This window comes from Microbispora rosea (assembly GCF_900156315.1).
Lineage (GTDB): Bacteria > Actinomycetota > Actinomycetes > Streptosporangiales > Streptosporangiaceae > Microbispora > Microbispora rosea.
In genome coordinates this window covers 96,722-117,035 of record NZ_FTNI01000011.1, presented here as the reverse complement: position 1 = coordinate 117,035, position 20,314 = coordinate 96,722, and the positions used below count along the sequence as shown (strand labels likewise).

Sequence of the window (20,314 nt, the reverse complement as noted above, 5' to 3'; positions counted from 1 at the left end):
TCCCATCCATCGTGGGTGAATGAATAGATTCAGTCAATGAGGAACACCCCGCGGGCCGCGGCCGACGCCTCGAACGCCTCCAGACGGGCCTGCGCCCCGGGCAGTTCGTCGCACATCGCCTCCAGCAGCACCCGGCCGAGCATCATCGGCGCGCACGCCGTGTCGAACACCAGGTGCGTGCCCACCCCGGCGGTGAGCAGAACGTGCGACAGGCCTGCGAGGGACGGCACCCGCCGGTCCGCGACCGTGACGACGGCCAGCCCGGCCGTGCGGGCGGCCCGGAGGGCGTCCACAAGTTCGGCGGGATAGCGGGGCAGCGCGAAGCACAGCAACGCCGTCGCCCCGGCCGCCGCCGCCTGCTCGACCCGGTCGGCCAGGAGCGACCCCGCCTCGTGCAGGGGCCGTACGTCGGGGTGGACCTTCGCCGCGAAGTAGGCGAATCCGGCGGCCTGGGCCGCGGCGGCCCGCAGGCCCAGCACCGGCAGCGGCCGTGACGCGGCGAGCAGGCGGGCCGCCTCGGCGACGGGCCCGGGGTCGTCCAGCGACCGGGCGAGGGCGCGCAGGTTCTCGATCTCCGCCAGCACGGCCCGCCGATATCCGCCACCCGCGCCCGTCGCCCGATCCAGGCCGGGCTCGGGATCCCCGGGCCCAGGCCGCTCAGACACGGGCCGCTCAGACACAGGCTTTTCGGACATGGGCCGCGCGGACGCGCCGGGTCGCGACGGCGGACGAAGCGAGTCCTCCGCCGTGGCGGAAAGCGTCGCCGCGGGCCCCTCCCCCCGGCCCTCGGCCCACCCGGCCGCGCCGCCGTCGGAGAGCCGGGAGGCGGCCGCGTGCGCGGAAGCGCGGGCGTCGGGTTCCGCGTCCTCCCCGTTCCGGCCGGCGCCGTCCCGTTCCCGGCCTGGCCGTACGCCCAGCTCGCGGAACCTGCGCCGCAGACCGGGGTATCCGCTGTAGCCCAGCGCCATCGCGAAGCGGGTCACCGACGGCTGGCTGACCCCGGCCAGCTCGGCCACTTCGATGCTCGACAGGAACGGCGCCTCGGCGGCGTGCTGTGCGAGGCAGTGGGCGATCCTGCGCTGCACGGGCGTCAGCCGATGCCCCTCGAACAGCCGCAGCAGGCGGGACGCGGCGTCGCCGTCAAGGCCGCCGAGGTCCCCGGAAACGTCGCGGCCGTCGTGACCGGCACCCCGATCGTGGTCGTCGCGGAGGTCGCCGCCGTCACCCTGGTCGCGGCCCCCCGGGATGTCGCGGATGTCGCGGCCCCCGGGCAGGTCGCGGCCATCACCCTGGTCGCGGCCCCCGGGGACATCGTGGTCGTCGTCGTGGTCGTCCTCGTGGTGGTCGTGGTGGGCGGCCGGGCCGTCGTCCGCGTGGTGGCCGGTGTTCATCGTCCTCCGCCTCGCCTGCCCGCGCCGGGCCGGTCGGTCTGCATGGTTTCATTCAACACGCAGTCTCCGGGGAGGGTTGTCCACAGGCAAGACGCCGCCGCCGCGACCCGCACGGAGATTGCCTAGTCTGATCGGCAGACCTCAGCAAGGAGATTGCCGTTGATGACCGGTGTTCTGAGAAGTAGTGCCCTGGGCCGTCGCCTGGGGCTCGTCGCGGGAGCGGCCGCCCTGGCGGCGGCGGTGTGGGCGGTGCGGGACGTCCCCGCCGCGCTGGGAGCGCGGCCCTCGGGAGAGCGGGCGCATCGGGTGCGGCGCTCGAAACAGTTCCGCGACGGCGCGTTCCGCAACACGACCCCCAGTCCCATCCTCCCGCCGGGGACCAGGCAGCAGGTCCTCCGCGAGTTCCTCCGCCGGACGCAGCGCAAGCCCCGCCTGCCCGTTCCCCTGATGACTCCCGGCCCGTCCGGGGGCGGCGACCTCGACGCCGTCTGGTACGGCCACTCCTCGGCCCTGATCGAGATCGAGGGGCGGCGGGTCCTGCTCGATCCGGTGTGGAGCGAGCGTTGCTCCCCGGCGTCGTTCACCGGGCCGCGCCGGCTGCACCCTCCGCCGGTGCCGCTGCACCAGTTGCCCGAGCTCGACGCGATCGTCATCTCGCACGACCACTACGACCACCTCGACATGGACTCGGTGCGTCTGCTGGCCCGCACGCAGTCCGCGCCGTTCCTGGTGCCGCTCGGGGTCGGCGCCCATCTCGAACGGTGGCGGGTCCCCTCGTCCCGGATCATCGAGCTCGACTGGAACGAGGAGGCCACGGTGTCCGGCCTCCGGTTCGTGGCGGCCCCCGGCCGTCATTTCTCCGGCCGCGGATTCCGCCGGGACCAGACCCTCTGGGCCTCGTGGGTCATCGCGGGCGAGCGCCGGCGGGTCTTCTATACCGGCGACTCCGGCTACTTCGACGGGTATGCCGCGATCGGCGAGGCGTACGGGCCGTTCGACCTGTCGGTGATCCAGATCGGCGCCTACAGCAAGGCCTGGCCGGACATCCACATGACGCCGGAGGAGGCGGTCCTCACCCACCTCGACGTGCGCGCCGGGGTGCTGCTGCCGGTGCACTGGGGCACGTTCTCACTCGCCGCGCACGCCTGGAGCGACCCGATCGACCAGCTGTGGCGGGAGGCCAAGGCACGCGACGTGCGCCTCGTGGTGCCGCGGCCGGGTGAGCGCGTGACGGTCGACGACCCGCCGCCGGTGGACGGCTGGTGGCAGACGATCCTGTGAGGAGCCGGTCCCGCGCCGGCCGGTCAGTTCATCCGGGCCGTGTCAGGATGCATGGCCGCCGGGTGGCTCAACGCGTCGGCGCGGGTCGGATACACGGTGAGCCGCGAGATCAGCCCGAGCAACGAGAACAGGTGACGCATCTGCGGGCTCATCCCGCAGAGCGCGCCGTCACCGTCCTTCGGCGGGGTGCGGACGCAGGCGTCGATGAGCACCCTCATACCTGCGCTGTCGATGAACCGCAGCTTCTCCACGTCGAACAGAATGCGCGTCGCGGGACGCGCCAGGAGGGGTGCCACCCGCTCACGCAGCCGGGGGACCGTGATCACATCGAGTTCGCCGCTGAGCGTGACGAGGGTGAAGGGAGGTGACTGCGCCACCGACACCTGGAAATCGTGCAAGGATCCCACCTCCGCTGGTGAGATGACCCTACCGGAACAGCTTCCGGAAATACCCATTTTACGCGTAATAGGCGATAAATCCCATATCGCCGACGAGAACTCTGTTCAGGTTTCACCTCCGCCCCTCGGGTAGTCGCGGTTCATGGGCATACGAGCAACGGCGGTCGTCTGCCTCGGGCTGGTCACCGCGCAGGTCACCGCGGGCTGCGCCTCGGCGGAGGACACCTCGGTCGCCGCGACGGCCCAGCGGTTCCTGTCCGCGGCCGGAGACGGCCGGGGCGGACCGGCATGCCTTCTCCTGGCCCCCGAGGCCGCCCGTTCACTGGACGACTGCGAGAAGGACATCGTGTCCGCCGGACTGCGATCGGGCGCGATCCGCGGCGTCGACGTCTGGGGCGACGAGGCGCGCGTGCGGGTGGACGGCGACACGCTCTTCCTGCACCGCTTCCCGGACGGCTGGCGGGTGCGGGCCGCGGGCTGCCGGCCCCGCCCCGATCAGTCATACACAGGGCAGCCGTACGAATGCGAGGTGCGGACGTGAACGGTGCGCGCACGCTCTACGCGGTGCTGCTGGTCACGATCGCGCTGGTCCTCGCGTACGTCATCGTCGTCGGCCTGGCGGGGAGGTAGCGGCGTTGAAGCGTCTGGTCAGGGAAAACGCGCTCGCGCTGTGCTTCCTGCTGCTCTTCCTGGCCACCCTGGCCGGGCAGTCGGTCGCGGGCGCGGCGGCCTTCAACGAGGAGCAGGCGGCCAACGGCGGCTCCCCCGTCACCTGGGCCGGATACGTCACCTCGTCGAGCTTCGCCGTCGACGTCGCGGAGAACTGGCAGTCGGAGTATCTGCAGTTCTTCCTCTACATCCTCATCACCGTCTGGCTGATCCAGCGCGGCTCGCCCGAGTCGAAGAAGGAGGGCGAGGAGGGCCTGGAGTCCGATGCCGAGCAGAAGGTCGGCCCCTACGCCGCCCCCGGCTCCCCCGCCTGGGCCGCGGCGCCCAGCTGGCGGCGGACGGTCTTCAGCCATTCCCTGGGCATCGCGATGGGCCTGCTCTTCCTGCTGTCCTGGCTGGCCCAGTCGGTCGCCGGCCTCGCGGCGTACAACAACGAACAGCTCGCCCAGCTGGAGGACCCGGTCGGCTGGGGCGGCTATGTGACCTCTCCCGACTTCTGGAACCGCACTCTGCAGAACTGGCAGTCGGAGTTCCTGGCGGTCGCCTCCATGGTCCTGCTGGCGATCTTCCTGCGTGAGCGGGGCTCACCGCAGTCGAAGAAGGTCGGCGACCCGCACGCCGAGACGGCGTCCAGCGGCTGACGGACCTCACCCCACCGGATGACAATCTCGGTCAAAGGCTCCGAATGTCCACGTTTGTCGCATTCAACGGTTTGGGTACGCCCAGCGCCAATCGTGGGAGGAGCACCGAGATGACGTTCAATCCGCTGCAGGAGCGGGGGATCCCGCTGGATCGGCAGCTGCGCAACTGGCGCGAGCTGAATGTCGAACCGATCGATCCCGACCGCGCCGACCCCTACACCCGGTGCCGGATCATCACGATGAACGGCATCGAGATCGAAGCGATCATGTTCAGCCACCATTTCGCCAGGCGCTGCCAGGACCTGGAGGTGCGGCAGCGCCTGGCGGAGGTGCGCTACATCGAGGCCCAGCAGCAGAAGGCGGTCAACTGGCTGCTCCCGGGCACGTCCTCGGTGCTGGAGACGACCCTCGCCTACGAGCAGGTGGCGGTGGACCTGACCGCCTGGGTGGCCCGCATGGAGCCCGACCCCTATCTCAAGCAGGCCTACCAGTTCGGCGTGCTGGAGGACTTCGACCACCTGTACCGGTACGCCAACCTGTACGAGATGATCGAGCACCGCAAGGCCGAGAAGATCGTCGACCAGCTGACCGAGGTGATGCCGGGCCGGCCGACGAAGATGCACCACCGCCACCCGGTCGACAACGTCCGCGAGCACTACGACCGGGAGACGGCGCAGGCGATCTCCAAGCTGCACGCGTTGACCGTCATGTCCGCCGAGCAGCAGACGATGAACTTCTACATGAACGTCGGCCCGATGTACATGGAGCCGATCGCGCGGCAGCTCTACCAGGAGATCGGGCTCATCGAGGAGGAGCACGTCACGCACTACGAGTCGCTGCTCGATCCGGGCGAGTCGTGGTGGGAGCAGTGGCTCAACCACGAGTACAACGAGTGCTACCTCTACCACTCGTTCATGCAGACCGAGTCCAACCCGAGGATCAAGGCGATCTGGGAGCTGCATCTGAACATGGAGCTGGAGCACCTGCGGATCGCCGCGGACATGTTCCGCCGGCACGACGGACGCGACCCGGAGCAGGCGGTGGCCCGGGAGCTGCCGAAACCGGTGACGTTCGAGCCGAACAAGGAGTACCTGCGCGAGCTGATCTCCACGCAGATCGACTACACGACCCTGGGCACCGGGTATGTCCAGGAGGCCCACGAGCGGTTCCAGCGCTGGCAGGACCAGATCATGGGCGGGGAGGAACCGCCCAGCGAGCGCGTCATCGACGAGAACCGCGCCAGGTCGGGCGACGAGTACCGCCTCGAGACCGAGGGCACCCACCCCCTCTACAGCCTGCGCACCCACTGAGCACTGAGAACGGGCCCCGGCCCGGGTCCGCGGCGTACGCGTGCGGACCCGGGCCGAGCATCACGCCCTTACCTGCGCAGCGCCTGCCGGATCAGGTCACGCGCGCGATCCATGATCGCCGCCGGCGGGCCCAGCAGCAGGTTCCTCGTCATCGACTCCACCCCCGGCCGCGGACGGGTCGGAGCCATCGCCTCGGCGGCCCGCACGCCGAGCGCCATCGCCCGCCGCTCGGCCGCCGTCGTCTCGGCCCGGAGCCTGGTGAACTCGTAACGCTCCTCGGCCCGCGCGTGCGTGAGCACGGCCAGCCGCAGCCTGTCCAGCTCCGCCATGAAGCCGGGGTGCTCCGGGCCCATCTCGTCCAGCCTGCGGAGCATCTCCTTGGCCTCGCGCTCCTCCTTGAGACGGTCGGCCACCACGCACGCTCCCCCGTCCACCCGCAGCCGGGTGTAGGGGTGGACGATCTCCTCCTCCGCCGTCTCGTGGACGGCCAGCATGCGCACCAGCCGCCGGAACGGCTCGTCGCGCTGTCCTGGCGCGGCGTGCTCCACCTCGTCGAACATGTCCCTGATCAGCGCGTGCTGGTGGACGAGCAGGTCGACGACGTCGCCTTCCTTCATCAGTTCCGGCACCGGGTGCTGCACGTCGGTCATGTCCCTCTCCCCTCGGATACGGCGCCCGGCCTCCCGCGGGAGGCCGGGCGCCGGACGAAACGGGACCACGGTCGAGCCTGACCGCACATGGCGGACACCCGGCTATCTACCCCTGCCGCACGATGATCAGCAGCCGATCGGGCTCGACCCCAGCGCCACGTCGTCGTACCAGATGGTGTCGGAGTCGCTGCCGTAGCTCTCCCAGCCCAGGCGGAACGTCGTGGGCCGGGGCGCGGTGGAGCGGCGCAGCCACTGGGAGTCCACGTCGGTGGTCGGCGTGCCGTCCACCCGCAGGCCGGCGACCTCCTGGTCGTCCAGGTACGTACGCATGGCCTGCTGCGTGGTGTCGATCTGGAAGCGCAGGCAGACCCAGCGGTTGACGGGCAGCGGGGCGCTCAGCGCGACGCCGGACGGGCTCTGCTCGGGAAGCGTGGCGTCGTCGGACTCCCGGTTCCACTGCAGGGCGCCGTTCTGACCGCCGATGCGCAGGTCCTTGCCGCCGTCCCTGGAGTCCGACATCGTGATCATCGCGACGTGGCCCGAGGGGAGCGCGGTGGTGTGGCGCACCCACATGCGGCCGTACACCACGGGCGCGATCCCGCTGACGTTCTTGGTGGTCGAGGCGAAGATGTGGTTGCAGTAGTTGCCGCCGCCGTTGATCCGCAGCGACCTGCCGCCGCTGTGCGCGGTGGCGGTGTCGATCGTTGCGGTACCGGTGCCCGAGCAGTTCGGAGTGGTCACCTGCCACTCACCGGACGGCGTGCCCGACTGGTCCTCGAAGCCGGCGCAGACGACCAGGCCGGTTCCCGAGCAGCCGGACGGCGAGGGCGTCACCGAAGGACTGGGCGAGGGAGACGGCGAGGGCGAGCGGGACGGCGAAGGCGAAGGGGACGGAGACGGAGAGGGAGACGGGGACGGCGAGGGGGACCTCGTCGGCGAGGGTGAGGGGGACGGAGACGGTGACGGTGACGGTGACGGCGAGTGGTCCACCGTCGGCGACGGCGAAGGCGACGGCGAGGAGGAGCCGCCGCACGGCACGCCGTTCAACGACCAGTCGGACGGCGTCGCGAGGCCGCCCGACCAGGTGCCCTGGAACCCGAAGTCGGCGACGCCGCCCGTGGCCAGCGAGCCGTTCCAGGCGACGTTGGCCGCGGTCACGGTCGTGCCCGACTGGCTGACCTGCGCGCTCCAGGCGTTGGTGATCTGCTCGCCGGTGCCCGCCGTCCAGCGCAGCGTCCATCCGCTGACCGCCGCGCCGAGGTTGGTGAGCCGCACCGAGGCGGTGAAGCCGCCCGGCCACTGGTTGGTCGTGTAGTCCACCTTGCAGACGGGAGCCGCGGAGGCGGTGCCGGGCACCAGCACGACCACGAGGCCGGCGACCAGCGCGGCCAGGGCCGCGACCAGGCGCGCCACCGGAGATCCCGGCAGGCCGCGGGCGGCGGGGCGATGCCCTCGGACGGGACGGAACTGCTTCATGCGTACCTCGATTTCTGCGCATCTGCTCGTTCGGCACGCCGCCCCGCTCGCGCGCCGCGCCCCCTCCCCGAGACAGGCGCCGGGCGATGCGCGCGCAGACACGGGCAAGCGCGGGCATGCACGGACAGGCGAAGGTAGGCGCGCTCCCGCTCGGGGCCGCGGCCACTGGGACAGATGGGTCGCGACGCTGCGGCCCCCGGACGCAGATGTTTTCTCCGGGTCGCGGAACCGGTCAACGGACGCCGCCGCTCCCGAGCCGGGCCCGCCCCGGCGCCGGTGACGCCCGCGCAGCTCAGGGGCACGGCATGGGCCGGACACGGCCGGGCGCGGGCGACGGGGCGAACTGAATCTTTCACCGTGCGCGCCCGCGCGTCGTCACGCCCGGGCCCTCTCATGCCCGCCCTGCCGGGGTTGTGCCCCGCCTGTTGCGAGGGGGCCGGTGCCCCGCGCGCCCGACTCTCGTAGTCTTCGCACTGACACGCGCGAACGCAAAGGACAACCCCCAATGGCAGATGCAGGGTCCTGGGTCGTCGTCGGGCTCGACAACGGCGGCACAAGCAACAACGCGACCGTCCTCGACGCCTCCGGGCGGTTCCTCGTGGACCGGTTGGTCGAGACCCCCAGCCTCGTCCGGGAGGGTCCTGAGGTCGCGGTCGAGCAGCTGCTGCTCGCCCTCGACAACGTGCTGGAACTGACCGGCACGCCGCGCTCCACCGTACGCGCGGTGGGCCTGGACACCCCGGGGCCGGCCAGCGCCGACGGCGTGATCTCCTCGAAGGGCGCGACCAACTTCGTCGATCCCGGCTGGTTCGGCTTCGACTTCCGCGGGGCCCTGGAGTCCCGGCTGGGGCTGCCGGTCGTCTACAACAACGACGGCAACGCGGCAGCCCTCTACTCCCACCACGTACGCTTCGGGCCGGACGCCTGGCAGCACTCGTCGGTCTCGGCGATCGTCGGCACCGGGCTCGGCGGCGGCGTCATCCAGTCGGGACACGTGGTGAAGGGCGGGGCCGGGATGGCCGGCGAGCTCGGGCACGTCCACATCCCCCTGCAGGGCCTGCTGGAGGACGGCCAGCCGCTCCCCAAGTGCAACTGCGGCTTCGTCGGGGACGCCGAGAGCGTGGCGTCGCTGACCGGCATCGAGAAGAACCTGCTGCCCTACTGGCTGACCCGCTTCCCGGACCACGAGCTCCACGGGATCGAGCCCGTGGGGAAGGCCGCCAAGCTGCTGCGCGGCTACGCCGAGAACGGCGACCCGCTCGCGCTCAAGGTCTTCGAGCAGCAGGCCATGGCCATCGGCAGGCTGTTCACGATCGCGGCCAACTTCACCGACCCGGACGCGTACTTCCTGGGCGGCGGGGTGGTCGAGGCGGCCCCGCACTTCCGCGAGTGGTTCCTGGAGAAGGTCCGCGAGCACACCCTGCTGCGCGAGGAGCAGCGGCGGGTGGCCTCGGTGACGCTGGTCGAGGACCTCGACATGGCCGGCGCCCGGGGCGCGGCGCTCGCCGCCCTCGCCGAGATCGTCGGCCGCTGACACCTGTTCACGATCGGACCCTGCCGCGGCGGGTGGGCTGGACGGATCACCGGCCCGGCCGGGGTCCGGTGAGCGGAACGTCCAGAGCGGGTTGCGAATCTCGTTCGGTTCGGCACGATGCGGACTCGTGAACGACACAGACCTGCTCAACGGCCGCCGCTTCGTCATGATCAGCTCCACGGCCAGCGCGGTCGACGCCGACGCGCCGACCGAGTTCGCCTACGAGGAGTCGGGCGGCGTCATCTGGGGGCACTACACGGGCGACACCGTGGTCCACGGCCGGTTCGTCGGCACGCGGGACACCGACCGCATCGAGCTGTCCTACGTCCACCTGCTGAAGACCGGCGAGCGCGCGAGCGGCCGCAGCACCAGCCGCATCGAGACGGCCGAGGACGGCCGGCTGCGCCTGGTGGAGGAGTTCCAGTTCGAGGGCGACGACGCCACCCACGTCAGCGTCTGCGCCGAAGTGGTCCCCTGACCGTCCCCTCCGGCTAGGTCGCGTCACGCAGCGCGGCGCGGCCCTCGGCCGCGCCGACGAAGCGCATCTTGCCGAGCGGCAGCCCCTGCCCCTGCCCCTGCCCCTGCCCCTGCCCCTGCGCCTGTCCCTGTTCGGGCTCGGGCGAGACCGAGGGCGCGGGCCGCCGCGAGGCGCCGCGGCCCCGGTCCCGCTCCCGATCGCCCGGCAGCACGTACGGCCGCCTGAGCACCTCGTCGAGGATGAACACGGTCTCGGTGGCCTTGACGGCCGGGATGTTGGCGAGCCGTTCCGTGACCATCGCGTGCACCTCGGCCACGTCGGCCATCCGCACCTGGATCATGGCGTCGTGCTGCCCGGTCGTGATGGCGCAGTACTCCACCTCCGGCATCTGCGCGAGCTGGGCGCGGAACTGCCGCCACATCTGCTGCCGCACGGTCACGAAGATCAGCGCGACGATGCCGAGACCGGCCCGCTGGTGGTCGATCTCGGCCGTGAAGCGCTTGATCACGCCGTCGGCGCGCAGGGCCTCGAACCTCGTGTAGGCGTTGGCCCGGGAGATGCCCACCCGCTCGGCGAGGGCGGACACCGAGATCCGCCCGTTCTCCCTGAGCACCTCGAGGATCTTCAGATGGGTGGCGTCCAGCTCCAGGCCGATGCCGATCCGTCCAGTGGCGCCGCCCCCGGACCCCGAGTTGCTTGACATTTCGGTCACTGGTCGATCCTCCGTGGGAGATACGTCTCGGCTTGGCCGCACGAGCTGGACTTTCTGCCGGACAATCCTGGACGATCGGCGACCAAACGTCCATACGGCCAAGAGTTGGCCTGTTTTCGGAGGACACATAATGACGACCCGTTCGTGGCAGGTGAGGGCCGGCCTGCTGCCGGTTGCGCTCACCGGCGCCCTCGCCCTCGCGGCCTGCTCCGGCGGCGGCTCGTCCAGCAGCACCCAGAGCGGCGCCGCGGGCAAGACGCTCGTGATCGACACCTCGTTCGACCTCAAGACGGCGGACCCGGGGCGGACGTACGAGCCGACCGGCCTGATCGTCGACAAGGCGACCTACGACACGCTTCTCACGTTCGAAGGCTCCGACGTCACCAAGCCGGTGCCGTCGCTCGCCGAGTCGTACGAACTGTCGCCCGACGGCAAGGAGCTCACGCTCAAGCTGCGGCAGGGCGCGAAGTTCGCCGACGGCTCCCCGGTGACGGCCGACGACGTGGTGTTCTCGCTCACCCGCGTGCGCGACATGAAGGGCACGCCGTCGTTCCTGCTCGACGGCGTGGAGATCGCAAAGACCGATGACACGACCATCACGCTGACGTCGAAGACCTCCAACCCGGCGCTTCCGTACATCCTGCCCAACCCGGCCCTCGGCATCCTCAACTCCAAGGCGGCCAAGGAGCACGGCGCGACGAACGACCCGAGCGACAAGGCCGAGCAGTACCTCAACTCCGCTTCGGCCGGCTCGGGGCCGTACACGATCGAGTCGTTCAACGTGAGCAGCCAGGTCGTGCTGAAGGCGAACGCGCAGTACTGGGGCGCGAAGAAGCCGTACTACGACAAGGTGGTCATCCGCAACGTCGAGTCGGCCACGCAGAAGCTCAACGTGCAGCGCGGCGACAGTCAGGTGGCGCTGAACCTGTCCGGCGACCAGGTGGCCGGCATCTCCGGCGGGCTGCAGGTCAAGCGGACCACCTCGGCGTACGTGTTCTTCCTGCTCGCCAACCAGGACTCGGGCGTCAGCAAGGTCACCTCGAACCCCAAGTTCGTCGAGGCGGTGCGCAAGGGCATCGACTACCCGGGGCTGCTGGAGCTGGCCGGTGAGGGCTCGACCCAGGCGTCGGGCATCATCCCGTCGATGTTCCTCGGCGCGCTCCCTGCCGACCAGGCGGCCACGCGCGACGTCGAAGGCGCCAAGGCGGCGCTCGCGGCGAGCGGCGTGACCGACCCCACGGTCAAGCTGGAGTACCCCAGCGAGCTGACCGTGAACGGCCTGTCCTTCCAGCCGCTGGCCGAGCGCATCCAGGCCAACCTCAAGGAGGTCGGCATCACGGTCGAGCTGGCCCCCGCCCCGGTCACCACCGCGCTGGACAACTACCGCAACGGCAAGGAGGAGCTGGGCCTGTGGTACTGGGGCCCCGACTTCCCCGACCCCAGCAACTACCTGTCGTTCGCCCCGGGCAAGCTGGTCGGCCTGCGGGCCGGATGGAAGGCGGGCGCGGACAAGGACGTCGAGTCCGCGGCCGACAAGGCCGGCGCCGCGGTGACCGACGACGACCGCAAGCAGGCGTACACCGACTTCCAGCAGAAGCTCAACGCGACCGGCCCGTTCATGCCGCTGATCCAGCCCGGCCAGAACATCGTGACGGCGGCGTCCGTCACCGGTGTGGAGTACCACCCCGTGTGGACGATCAATGTCGCCGACCTCGGCGCCAAGTAGACGCCGTACGGGGAACCGGGCGGTGCGCAGTCCGCTCGCCCGGTTCCTGGTGCGGCGCATCCTCACGGCTCTGCTGCTGGCGGTCGGGATCACGCTGATCACCTTCGTGCTGACCAACCTGGTGCCGGGCGACCCGGTGGCGGCCAACCTCGGTCAGCGGGCGGTCGGCGACCCGGCGATCGTGGCCCAGTGGCGCGCCGACCACGGCCTCGACCGGCCGCTGCCGCAGCAATACCTCATGCACCTCGAAGGGCTGCTGCACGGCGACCTCGGGACGAGCCAGCAGAGCCACCGCCCGGTGCTGGACGACCTCGCCGAGTCCGTGCCGGCCACGCTGGAGCTGGCCGGGGCCGCGATCCTCGTCTCGCTGATCCTCGGCGTCGGATTCGGCGTGGTCGCGGCGCTGCGCCGCGACCGGCTCTCCGATCACGTGCTGCGGGTGCTCAGCCTGATCGGCATCTCGGTGCCGACGTTCTGGCTCGCGCTTGTGGCGTTCTACGTGTTCTTCTTCCGGTTGCAGGTCACCCCGGGCAGCGGCCGCATCGACCCAGGGATGACCCCGCCGCCGCAGGTCACGGGCCTCTACACGGTCGACGCCCTGCTGTCGGGACGCTGGGACGTGTTCTCCTCGGCCATCGGCCACCTGGCCGCGCCGGCGCTCGTGCTGGCCCTCTACACGATCGGCCTGCTGACGCGGTTCACCCGCTCGGCGGTCCTCGAAGTGCTCGGGCAGGACTACGTGCGCGCCGCCCGCGCCAAGGGCCTGCCCGGCCGCGTGGTGCTGTTCCGGTATGTCCTGCGCCCGGCGCTGGTGCCCGTCATCACCGTCGCCGGCCTGGCGTTCGGCAGCCTGCTGTCCGGCACCGTGCTGGTGGAGGCCGTCTTCGCCTGGCCCGGGGTCGGCCAGTACGCCTACAAGAGCGCCACCACCCTCGACCTGCCCGCCGTCATGGGCGTCGGCCTCGTGGTGGGCGTGGTCTACCTCGTCATCAACCTGGTCGTCGACGTGCTGTACGGCGTCATCGACCCGAGAGTGAGGGTCTCGTGAAGCGCGCCGGCCTGTTCGCGCGCCGCCGCGGGAGCCGGCTCCCGCAGGCGTGGCGGCGGCCGCTGGCGGTCGTCGGCACCGTCGTCGCGCTGGCCTGGATCGTGGTCGCGCTGGCCGCGCCGCTGCTCGCGCCGCACGACCCGCTGGCGCAGGAGCTGCCCAGGCTCGCGCCGCCCGGCCCCGGCCACTGGCTCGGCACCGACCAGCTCGGCCGCGACATCCTCAGCCGGATCATGTACGGCGCGCGGGTGTCCATCCCGCTGACGCTGCTGCTCGTGGCGCTGTCGGTGGTGATCGGCGGCCTGCTCGGCGCCTGCGCGGGCTACTTCGGCCGGTGGGTGGACGAGACGATCATGCGCCTGGCCGACCTCGTGTTCGCCTTCCCCACCGTCATCCTCGCGATGGTCGTCGCCGCCGCCCTCGGCGCGAGCCTCGGCAACGCGGTGCTCGCCGTGCTCGTCGTCGCCTGGCCGGCGTACGCGCGGGTGACCCGCGGCCTCGTGCTCGGTGTGCGGGAGCGGGAGTTCGTGCTGAGCGGCCGGCTGCTGGGCTTCTCCGCCTGGCGGTCGCTGCGCGTGGACGTGCTGCCGAACGTCACCGGGCCGGTCCTGGTGCTCGCCACCCTCGACATCGGCACCGCGCTGCTGCTGCTGTCGGGCCTGTCGTTCCTCGGGCTCGGCGCCAAGCCGCCGTCGCCCGAGTGGGGCGCGATGGTCGCCGGAGGCGTGGAGGTCTTCGACAGCTGGTGGGTCGCGACGTTCCCCGGGCTCGCGATCCTGACGGTCGTCCTCGCGTTCAACTTCCTCGGCGACACGCTGCGCGACGCGCTCGACCCGCGTACCGCCCAGGCGATCAAGGAGCGTGCGCTGTGACGGCCGCACAGAAGACGGCGGCGCTGACGATCGAAGGGCTGCGGGTGTCGATCGGCGGCCACGACGTCCTGCACGGCGTCGACCTGACCCTGGAGGCGGGCCGCGTGCACGGCCTCGCCGGCGAGAGCGGCTCGGGCAAGACCATGACCGGTCTCGCCGTGCTCGGCCTGCTCCCCCACGGCTCCCGCGCGTCGGGACGGATCGCCTTCGGCGGCCGTGACCTGCTGGAGATGCCCGCCCGCGAGCTCAACGAGGTGCGCGGCGCGAAGATCGCCATGGTCTTCCAGGACCCGGCGACCAGCCTGCACCCGATGCTGACGGTGGAGCGGCAGCTCACCGAGCACATGCGCCACCACCTGGGCATCGGCAGGAAGGACGCGCGGGAGCGGGCCGCCGCCCTGCTCGCCAAGGTGCGCATCCCGGGCCCCGAGGAGGCGCTGAAGCGCTACCCGCACCAGTTCTCCGGCGGCATGCGGCAGCGGATCGCCATCGCCGTCGCGCTGGCCTGCGAGCCCGAGGTGCTCATCGCCGACGAGCCGACGACCGCGCTCGACGTCACCGTGCAGGCCGGGATCCTCCGCCTGCTGCGCGGCCTGTGCGACGACCTCGGCCTCGCCGTCCTCCTCGTCACCCACGACCTCGGCGTGATGTCGGCGGTCGCCGACGAGGTGAGCGTGATGAAGGACGGGCTGGTCGTGGAGACCGGCCCGCGCGGCCGGGTGCTGCGCGAGCCGCGCCATCCCTATACCCGCTCGCTGCTCGACGCCCTGCCCGTGCCTCCTGGGGAGAACTCGCCATGACCGTGCCGCAGACAGGGCCCCTGTTGTCCGTGGAGGACCTGGTCGTGGAGCACCGCACGCCGGGCCGCCCGGTCGTGAGAGCGGTGGCCGGGGCCAGCCTGCACGTCGCCGCCGGCGAGGTCGTCGGCCTGGTCGGCGAGTCGGGATGCGGCAAGTCCACCTTGGCCCGGGCGGTGTGCGGGCTGCACGGCGCGGCCTCGGGACGGATCCACGTCGGCGGGCGGCCGGTGACGCCCCTCGGGCTGCGCCGCAGGGACCCCGCGCTCACCGGCGTACAGATGGTGTTCCAGGACCCGTACTCCTCGCTGAACCCGCGCCGCCGCGTGGGCGCGCAGATCGCCGACGGGCTGCGGACCGCGGGCGACACCGCGACCAGCCCCGCCGACCTGCTCGAACGGGTCGGGTTGCCGCGCGCGTTCGCCGGCCGATACCCGCACGAGTTCTCCGGCGGGCAGCGGCAGCGCGTCGCGATCGCGCGGGCGCTCGCCGCCCGGCCGTCGCTGCTGATCGGGGACGAGCCGATCTCGGCGCTGGACGCCTCCGCCCAGGCGCAGGTGGCCCGGCTGATGCGCGACCTCGCCGTGGAGTCCGGCGCGGGCCTGCTGTTCATCAGCCACGACCTGTCCGTCGTACGGCTGATCGCCGACCGGATCGCGGTCATGTACCTCGGCAAGGTGGTGGAGACCGGGCCGACCGCCGAGGTGTGGGCCGACCCCCGGCACCCGTACACGCGGGCGCTGCTCGCCGCGATCCCCTCCCCCGACGGCGCCGGCGTGCTGCCCGCCGAGTTGCCCGGGGACGTGCCCGACCCCGCCGATCCCCCGGCGGGCTGCCGGTTCCACCCCCGCTGCCCGTTCGTCATGGACGTGTGCCGGGAGAAGGAACCGGACTTCGGGCCGGTGGCCTGCTGGCTGCACGCGCCGGAGCCGTCCTCCCTGTCATGATCGACCCGCTCATGCTGGAGGACGTACGCGCGGGGATGACCGGGGCGGGGGTCGACGCCCTCGTGCTGCGGCCCTCCCCGGACTTCCGGTACCTGCGCGCGGCCTCGCCGAAGGGCGCGGGCGGCGAGAGCTATCTCGTGGTGGCGCTCGACGGGCCGCCCGCCCAGGCCGGCGACCTCGCGCAGGCGGCGGCCCTCGTGCCGCCGACGGCCCGGCGCGTGGCGGTGGACCCGCAGATGCACGCCGCCGAGCTGTTCGCGCTGCGCCTCGACGCGGAGCTCGTGCTGGCCTCGTCCGTGCTCGCGCCGCTCCGCCTGCGTAAGCGGGCCGACGAGGTGGCCGCGATGCGCCACTCCGCCGCGGCGGCCGACGCCGTGCTGCTCGCCGCCCGCGAGTTGGCCTGGTTCGGCGCCACCGAGCTGGCGATGGCCCGCAGGCTGCGGGCCATGCTCGCCGAGACGGGCTGCGAAGGGGCGTCCTCCGTGCTCGTCGCGGCGGGCGAGCACTCCGCCGACGCGCGGCACCAGCCGTGCGAGCGGGTGATCAACCCCGGCGACGCGCTGCTCGTCTCGGTCGGCGGGCGCTGGAACAGCTACTGCGCCGAGGTCGCCCGGGTCTTCGCGGTCGCCGAGCCGCCGGAGGACTTCGACGCCATGTACTCGGTCGTCCTCGCCGCGCAGCAGGCCGCCGTCGACCTCGTACGCCCCGGGGTGGCGTGCGCCGAGGCCGCGACGACCGTCCGCGAGGTCATCGACGGCAGCGGCTACGGCGCCTACGCCGCCGCCCGCGCCGGCCGGGGCATCGGACTGAGCCTGGCGGAGGGGCCCTGGCTGGCGGCCGGCGAGAGGTTCGAGGCCGGGATGACCGTCTGCCTGGAGCCCGCCATCTACCTGCCCGACCTCTTCGGCGCCCGGGTGGCCGACGTGGTCGTGTGCGGCGAGGACGGGCCGGAGCTGCTCAGCGCCGGCTCCCGCGCGCTGCACGTCCTCGACCATTAGGTCGTGCCGGACACTCCCTGGCACCGCGCGCCGAATCGGCACCGGCCAGGGCCCCGATCACGGTGGTGCCGCCGACGCCGCGGGCCAGGCGCCGTTCAGCTCGTCACGATGCCGTGCAGGAGCAGGTCGATAAGCCGTGCGGCAAGGCCGGGTTCCTGCTCGGTGCCCGCCATGTAGCTGATGCCGCCGAGCGCCATCAGGAGGTCCTGGGGCCTCACCTGTTCCCGCATGACCTCGTGCCTCCTCCCGGCAGCGAGAAGGCGATCCACTGCTTCGGCGAGGTCGGCGCGGGTCTGCAGCCGCTCGCTGTCGTCGGTCAGCACCACGCGGAGGGCGCCGGCCATGCCGTGCTTGGCGGCCATGAAGTCGATGAAGCGCTCCATCCACGTCCGTAGCGCGTCCACCGGGGGCAGCATGGCCACGAGCTCGGGCGCCGCCTCGCACAGGAGCCGCACTTCCTGCCGGTACATCGCCTCGATCAGCAGTTCCTTGGACGGGAACCGGCGGTAGAGCGTCCCGACACCCACGCCGGCCTCACGGGCGACGTCCTTGACCGAGGCGTCGGCTCCATCGCGGGCGAAGACGGCCGCCGCGGCCTTGAGCAGACGGTCCTCGTTGCGCTGCGCGTCGGCTCGCAGCGGCCTGTGCCGCCGCGCGGCGTCGCCCTTGCCGTTGTCGGCCACTCCCAGTCCCTTCCCTGGCGCTTGAAAGCGGAACCGGTTCCGGTTATGGTTCAAGCGGAACCGGTTCCGGATAAGAGGCTATCGCGGCCACGGGCCTCTCCGCGAGCGGCCGTACTCGGCCGTCGCCGGCGGACGGCATGTGCCGCTTCACACCCCCGCGAAGAAATCGACTGCGACATCTGGAGGAAGACGACATGACCGGACGACTGCGGAACACGGTGGCGCTGGTGACCGGCGCCGGCAGCGGCATCGGCGAGGCGACCGCCCGACGCCTCGCCGCGGAGGGCGCGGCCGTCGCCGTCCTCGGACGGCGACGCGGCAGACTGGAGGATCTCGCGGACAAGGTCCGGGCCGACGGCGGCACCGCCCTCGTCGTGGAGGCCGACCTCACCGACCGGCGGCAGGCCGCGGCGGCGGTGGAAAGCGTGGTGACCGAGCTCGGCCGCCTGGACACGCTCGTCAACAACGCCGGTTTCATGGGCATGGGACAGGCCGCGGAATCCCCGCTCGAGGAGTGGGATCACATGCTCGCGGTCAATGTCCAGGGCCTGCTGTACGTCACCCATGCCGCCCTGCCGCACCTCCTCCGCGCCGCAGAGGACTCCCCGCGAAAGGTGGCGGACCTGGTCAACATCAGTTCCACGGGAGGCCGGGTCGCCCGGCCCGGCATGGCCGTCTACAACCTGACGAAGTTCGGCGTCAACGGGTTCACCGAAGCCCTCCGGCAGGAGGTCCTGCTGAAGGGCCTCCGGGTGAGCGCGGTGGAGCCCGGCACGGTGGACACCGAGCTGAGCTCGCACCTCCGCGACGGCGTGCGGCAGGCCGTGGAGCGCCAGATCGCGACCATGGAGTTGCTGCGTCCGGACGACATCGCCGACGCCGTCTCCTACATCGTCACCCGGGACCGTCGAGTCGCGGTCAACGAGATCCTCGTGCGCGCCGGCGAGCAGACCTGGTGACAGGCGGGCCGCCGGCCCGCGCCTCTGGTGTCCGAGCGGCCTTCTTCAGTGGCATTCCATGCCGGCGGCTCACACGGGGGGCTCGGGGTCGTACTGCATGTGCCGGCGCACATCGCGGGCCCGCCCGGCCCCCGCGAGCCGTGCCACCAGGTGGAGCGCCATGTCGATGCCCGCCGACACCCCCGACGAGGTGACGACGTCGCCGTCGTCGACGAAGCGCTCCGCGCGCCGCACCTCGATGGTCGGGTCGAGCTCGGCGAGCAGGTCGAGGGCGCCCCAGTGCGTGGTCGCGGGGCGGCCCGCCAGAAGCCCGGCCGCTGCGAAGACGAGCGACCCGGTGCAGACGCTGGTCATCAGGGGCACGCGTCCGCGCAGGTCCCGCACCCAGGCGAGGTGGTCCGGGTCCTTCAGCTGGGGGCGGGTCCCCGCCCCACCCGGGTGCAGGAAGACGTCCAGGTGGCCGACGTCGGCCGCCGACATCTCGGCGTGCAGCGTCAGCCCCTTGGACGCCCGTACGGCTCCCGCCCGGGGCGCGAACGCGACGACCTCCGCCTCGTCCGGGCACAGTTTCGCCCACACGCCGAAGACCTCCCAGGGGCCCACCGCGTCCAGTTCCTCCACCTGGTCGAACAGCAAGATCCCGATCCGTGTCATGCCCCCATCCTCGCCCAGGGGCCTCCGGAGACGAAAGCACCGGCAAGAGTGGGCAAATAGTCGCTATCAGCACCAGCAACCACAGGAGGCTCGATAGAGGATGGAAAGGTCATTTTCCCGAAGCTCTCGCGGGTCGGGCAGAGATCCGCGTCGGGGACACGTCATCGGGGAGGATCCATGACCACGACCGAGGCGACGCCGGAAACGACCACGGCAGGCACGACTGCCGGCACGGCCACGACCGGCACGACGACCGCCCGGGGCCGGGCGACCCGCGCCCGGACGACGCCCACACCCACGCCCACCCCGGCTCCGCGCACCGGCCCGGGAATGGAGATGAAGGAGGAGCACCGGCCCCAGCTGGACCTGAACCTGCCGTTCCTGCGCGTCCAGCTGCGGGCGCCCGAAATGCACCTGCCGCACGTCGGCATGCCGCACATCAGCGGCCGCGACGTCGGGCACGCCATGGACGTCGCCCGCACGTTCCTCCCGCCGCCCGAGCGAATCATGTACTACGGCGGTCTCGGCGCGCTGGCCGCGCTCGGCATCCTGGAGTGGCCGGTGGCGGCGGCGATCGGCGCGGGAACCTTGATCGCGCAGCGCGCCAGGGGTCGCGAGCAGCGCTGGTCCCCGTTCGGCGGCCCCCAGAAGGAGACCCGCGGGACGACCACGCCCACGCCGGGGACGGCCGCCACCGGTGCCGGCATGCCGGAGCCGGCGACGCCGGCGGGGCGGGCGGCCGGGAGGAGGAGCACCACGGCCAAGGGCGAGGCGAAGACTCCCGCCACCACCGCCCGGCGCACCAGGGCCGGCGCCAAGTAACGCGGGGCGCTCGCGCGGTCCGCGCCGGCGGCACCGCGCGATCGGCGTACAGATCGGCGTACGGTTCGGCGATCGATCGGGGCGCGTTCAGAGGGCGTTCGAGGCGCGCGTTCGAGGGGTGTTCGGGGCGCGCGTTCGGGGTGCGCCGGGACATACGGGGCATCCGGCGGACGAGCGGTGCCGGCAGATGCGCGGCGTCCGGCACGGCTCGACACGGGCCCACACAGGCTGACACGGTCGAGGCCGACAGGGCCGGCGCGTGAGCCCG

General features: G+C 72.0%; 21 protein-coding genes. 14 read left to right on the top strand and 7 right to left on the bottom strand.

The features are described from left to right. Positions 1 to 29: 29 nt before the first annotated feature. Entirely contained in the window at positions 30 to 1,391 is a 1,362-nt protein-coding gene (locus BXA11_RS43935; protein ID WP_239105023.1) for a MurR/RpiR family transcriptional regulator, read from the bottom strand. 162 nt (positions 1,392 to 1,553) lie between these two features. On the opposite strand from BXA11_RS43935, the gene BXA11_RS17605 reads away from it, so the two are divergent. Beyond that, positions 1,554 to 2,672, top strand: coding sequence for an MBL fold metallo-hydrolase (locus tag BXA11_RS17605; protein ID WP_076435780.1), 1,119 nt, complete (start codon positions 1,554 to 1,556; stop codon positions 2,670 to 2,672). 23 nt (positions 2,673 to 2,695) lie between these two features. Here the strand turns inward: BXA11_RS17605 and BXA11_RS17600 are convergent, their stop codons facing one another. Then, complete coding sequence (locus BXA11_RS17600; RefSeq protein ID WP_159454799.1) at positions 2,696 to 3,070, bottom strand: STAS domain-containing protein; 375 nt, start codon at positions 3,068 to 3,070, stop codon at positions 2,696 to 2,698. Between the two features lie 142 nt (positions 3,071 to 3,212). On the opposite strand from BXA11_RS17600, the gene BXA11_RS17595 reads away from it, so the two are divergent. The 3 genes from BXA11_RS17595 to BXA11_RS17585 all read left to right on the top strand — a co-directional run bounded on the left by BXA11_RS17595 (position 3,213) and on the right by BXA11_RS17585 (position 5,690). After that, complete coding sequence (locus BXA11_RS17595) at positions 3,213 to 3,611, top strand: hypothetical protein (protein ID WP_076435775.1); 399 nt, start codon at positions 3,213 to 3,215, stop codon at positions 3,609 to 3,611. Positions 3,612 to 3,705: 94 nt separating this feature from the next. Beyond that, positions 3,706 to 4,380 (top strand): DUF6766 family protein, encoded by a 675-nt coding sequence (locus BXA11_RS17590; protein ID WP_076435773.1) that lies wholly within the window; start codon positions 3,706 to 3,708, stop codon positions 4,378 to 4,380. Positions 4,381 to 4,490: 110 nt separating this feature from the next. Next, positions 4,491 to 5,690: a hypothetical protein gene (locus tag BXA11_RS17585; RefSeq protein ID WP_076435771.1), complete on the top strand. Its 1,200-nt coding sequence runs from the start codon at positions 4,491 to 4,493 to the stop codon at positions 5,688 to 5,690. A 68-nt stretch (positions 5,691 to 5,758) separates the two neighbouring features. Here the strand turns inward: BXA11_RS17585 and BXA11_RS17580 are convergent, their stop codons facing one another. Next, on the bottom strand, positions 5,759 to 6,340 hold the full coding sequence (locus BXA11_RS17580; protein WP_076435769.1) for a hemerythrin domain-containing protein: 582 nt from the start codon (positions 6,338 to 6,340) through the stop codon (positions 5,759 to 5,761). A 126-nt stretch (positions 6,341 to 6,466) separates the two neighbouring features. Beyond that, positions 6,467 to 7,816 carry a cellulose-binding domain-containing protein gene (locus tag BXA11_RS17575; RefSeq protein WP_083744321.1) on the bottom strand — a complete coding sequence of 450 codons (1,350 nt, stop codon included), beginning with the start codon at positions 7,814 to 7,816 and terminating at the stop codon, positions 6,467 to 6,469. Positions 7,817 to 8,321: 505 nt separating this feature from the next. Here BXA11_RS17575 and BXA11_RS17570 point away from each other — a divergent pair. Next, positions 8,322 to 9,350 carry an ROK family protein gene (locus tag BXA11_RS17570; protein WP_076435767.1) on the top strand — a complete coding sequence of 343 codons (1,029 nt, stop codon included), beginning with the start codon at positions 8,322 to 8,324 and terminating at the stop codon, positions 9,348 to 9,350. A 127-nt stretch (positions 9,351 to 9,477) separates the two neighbouring features. Further along, on the top strand, positions 9,478 to 9,828 hold the full coding sequence (locus BXA11_RS17565) for an avidin-fold protein (protein WP_030506602.1): 351 nt from the start codon (positions 9,478 to 9,480) through the stop codon (positions 9,826 to 9,828). Positions 9,829 to 9,841: 13 nt separating this feature from the next. On the opposite strand, the gene BXA11_RS17560 is transcribed toward BXA11_RS17565, so the two are convergent. After that, positions 9,842 to 10,531, bottom strand: coding sequence for an Lrp/AsnC family transcriptional regulator (locus BXA11_RS17560; RefSeq protein WP_239105029.1), 690 nt, complete (start codon positions 10,529 to 10,531; stop codon positions 9,842 to 9,844). Positions 10,532 to 10,670: 139 nt separating this feature from the next. Here BXA11_RS17560 and BXA11_RS17555 point away from each other — a divergent pair, with 139 nt between their 5' ends. From BXA11_RS17555 to BXA11_RS17530, 6 genes are read left to right on the top strand one after another with little or no spacing between them, the layout of a single operon-like run. Then, positions 10,671 to 12,266: an ABC transporter substrate-binding protein gene (locus tag BXA11_RS17555; RefSeq protein ID WP_030506604.1), complete on the top strand. Its 1,596-nt coding sequence runs from the start codon at positions 10,671 to 10,673 to the stop codon at positions 12,264 to 12,266. Between the two features lie 22 nt (positions 12,267 to 12,288). Then, positions 12,289 to 13,314 carry an ABC transporter permease gene (locus tag BXA11_RS17550; RefSeq protein WP_239105024.1) on the top strand — a complete coding sequence of 342 codons (1,026 nt, stop codon included), beginning with the start codon at positions 12,289 to 12,291 and terminating at the stop codon, positions 13,312 to 13,314. Beyond that, positions 13,311 to 14,186, top strand: a complete 876-nt coding sequence (locus BXA11_RS17545) for an ABC transporter permease (protein WP_030506606.1) — start codon at positions 13,311 to 13,313, stop codon at positions 14,184 to 14,186. Before BXA11_RS17550 ends, BXA11_RS17545 begins: the two co-directional genes overlap by 4 nt. Next, complete coding sequence (locus BXA11_RS17540) at positions 14,183 to 14,986, top strand: ABC transporter ATP-binding protein (RefSeq protein ID WP_030506607.1); 804 nt, start codon at positions 14,183 to 14,185, stop codon at positions 14,984 to 14,986. The genes BXA11_RS17545 and BXA11_RS17540 overlap by 4 nt, the downstream gene beginning before the upstream one ends. Further along, complete coding sequence (locus tag BXA11_RS17535) at positions 14,983 to 15,930, top strand: ABC transporter ATP-binding protein (RefSeq protein ID WP_076435761.1); 948 nt, start codon at positions 14,983 to 14,985, stop codon at positions 15,928 to 15,930. The genes BXA11_RS17540 and BXA11_RS17535 overlap by 4 nt, the downstream gene beginning before the upstream one ends. Beyond that, entirely contained in the window at positions 15,927 to 16,928 is a 1,002-nt protein-coding gene (locus BXA11_RS17530; RefSeq protein WP_239105025.1) for a M24 family metallopeptidase, read from the top strand. The genes BXA11_RS17535 and BXA11_RS17530 overlap by 4 nt, the downstream gene beginning before the upstream one ends. 95 nt (positions 16,929 to 17,023) lie before the next feature. Here BXA11_RS17530 and BXA11_RS17525 read toward each other — a convergent pair whose 3' ends face one another. Continuing rightward, complete coding sequence (locus BXA11_RS17525; protein ID WP_076435759.1) at positions 17,024 to 17,611, bottom strand: TetR/AcrR family transcriptional regulator; 588 nt, start codon at positions 17,609 to 17,611, stop codon at positions 17,024 to 17,026. Between the two features lie 194 nt (positions 17,612 to 17,805). Here BXA11_RS17525 and BXA11_RS17520 point away from each other — a divergent pair, with 194 nt between their 5' ends. After that, a complete protein-coding gene (locus tag BXA11_RS17520; protein WP_030506611.1) occupies positions 17,806 to 18,570 on the top strand; it encodes an SDR family NAD(P)-dependent oxidoreductase in 765 nt (254 codons plus the stop codon). A gap of 69 nt (positions 18,571 to 18,639) precedes the next feature. Here the strand turns inward: BXA11_RS17520 and BXA11_RS17515 are convergent, their stop codons facing one another. Further along, a complete protein-coding gene (locus tag BXA11_RS17515) occupies positions 18,640 to 19,224 on the bottom strand; it encodes a DJ-1/PfpI family protein (protein ID WP_076435757.1) in 585 nt (194 codons plus the stop codon). Positions 19,225 to 19,401: 177 nt separating this feature from the next. Here BXA11_RS17515 and BXA11_RS17510 point away from each other — a divergent pair, with 177 nt between their 5' ends. Next, complete coding sequence (locus tag BXA11_RS17510) at positions 19,402 to 20,046, top strand: hypothetical protein (protein ID WP_076435755.1); 645 nt, start codon at positions 19,402 to 19,404, stop codon at positions 20,044 to 20,046. Positions 20,047 to 20,314: the final 268 nt, after the last annotated feature.

What these genes read in the sequence shown, in the direction of transcription:
- BXA11_RS17585 (WP_076435771.1), top strand. Translation starts at nt 4,491, where the DNA reads ATGACGTTCAATCCGCTGCAGGAGCGGGGGATCCCGCTGGATCGGCAG.
- BXA11_RS17555 (WP_030506604.1), top strand. Translation starts at nt 10,671, where the DNA reads ATGACGACCCGTTCGTGGCAGGTGAGGGCCGGCCTGCTGCCGGTTGCG.
- BXA11_RS17595 (WP_076435775.1), top strand. Translation starts at nt 3,213, where the DNA reads ATGGGCATACGAGCAACGGCGGTCGTCTGCCTCGGGCTGGTCACCGCG.
- BXA11_RS17580 (WP_076435769.1), bottom strand. Translation starts at nt 6,340, where the DNA reads ATGACCGACGTGCAGCACCCGGTGCCGGAACTGATGAAGGAAGGCGAC.
- BXA11_RS17515 (WP_076435757.1), bottom strand. Translation starts at nt 19,224, where the DNA reads ATGACACGGATCGGGATCTTGCTGTTCGACCAGGTGGAGGAACTGGAC.
- BXA11_RS43935 (WP_239105023.1), bottom strand. Translation starts at nt 1,391, where the DNA reads ATGAACACCGGCCACCACGCGGACGACGGCCCGGCCGCCCACCACGAC.
- BXA11_RS17535 (WP_076435761.1), top strand. Translation starts at nt 14,983, where the DNA reads ATGACCGTGCCGCAGACAGGGCCCCTGTTGTCCGTGGAGGACCTGGTC.
- BXA11_RS17605 (WP_076435780.1), top strand. Translation starts at nt 1,554, where the DNA reads ATGACCGGTGTTCTGAGAAGTAGTGCCCTGGGCCGTCGCCTGGGGCTC.
- BXA11_RS17520 (WP_030506611.1), top strand. Translation starts at nt 17,806, where the DNA reads ATGACCGGACGACTGCGGAACACGGTGGCGCTGGTGACCGGCGCCGGC.
- BXA11_RS17510 (WP_076435755.1), top strand. Translation starts at nt 19,402, where the DNA reads ATGACCACGACCGAGGCGACGCCGGAAACGACCACGGCAGGCACGACT.
- BXA11_RS17570 (WP_076435767.1), top strand. Translation starts at nt 8,322, where the DNA reads ATGGCAGATGCAGGGTCCTGGGTCGTCGTCGGGCTCGACAACGGCGGC.
- BXA11_RS17560 (WP_239105029.1), bottom strand. Translation starts at nt 10,531, where the DNA reads ATGTCAAGCAACTCGGGGTCCGGGGGCGGCGCCACTGGACGGATCGGC.
- BXA11_RS17575 (WP_083744321.1), bottom strand. Translation starts at nt 7,816, where the DNA reads ATGAAGCAGTTCCGTCCCGTCCGAGGGCATCGCCCCGCCGCCCGCGGC.
- BXA11_RS17530 (WP_239105025.1), top strand. Translation starts at nt 15,927, where the DNA reads ATGATCGACCCGCTCATGCTGGAGGACGTACGCGCGGGGATGACCGGG.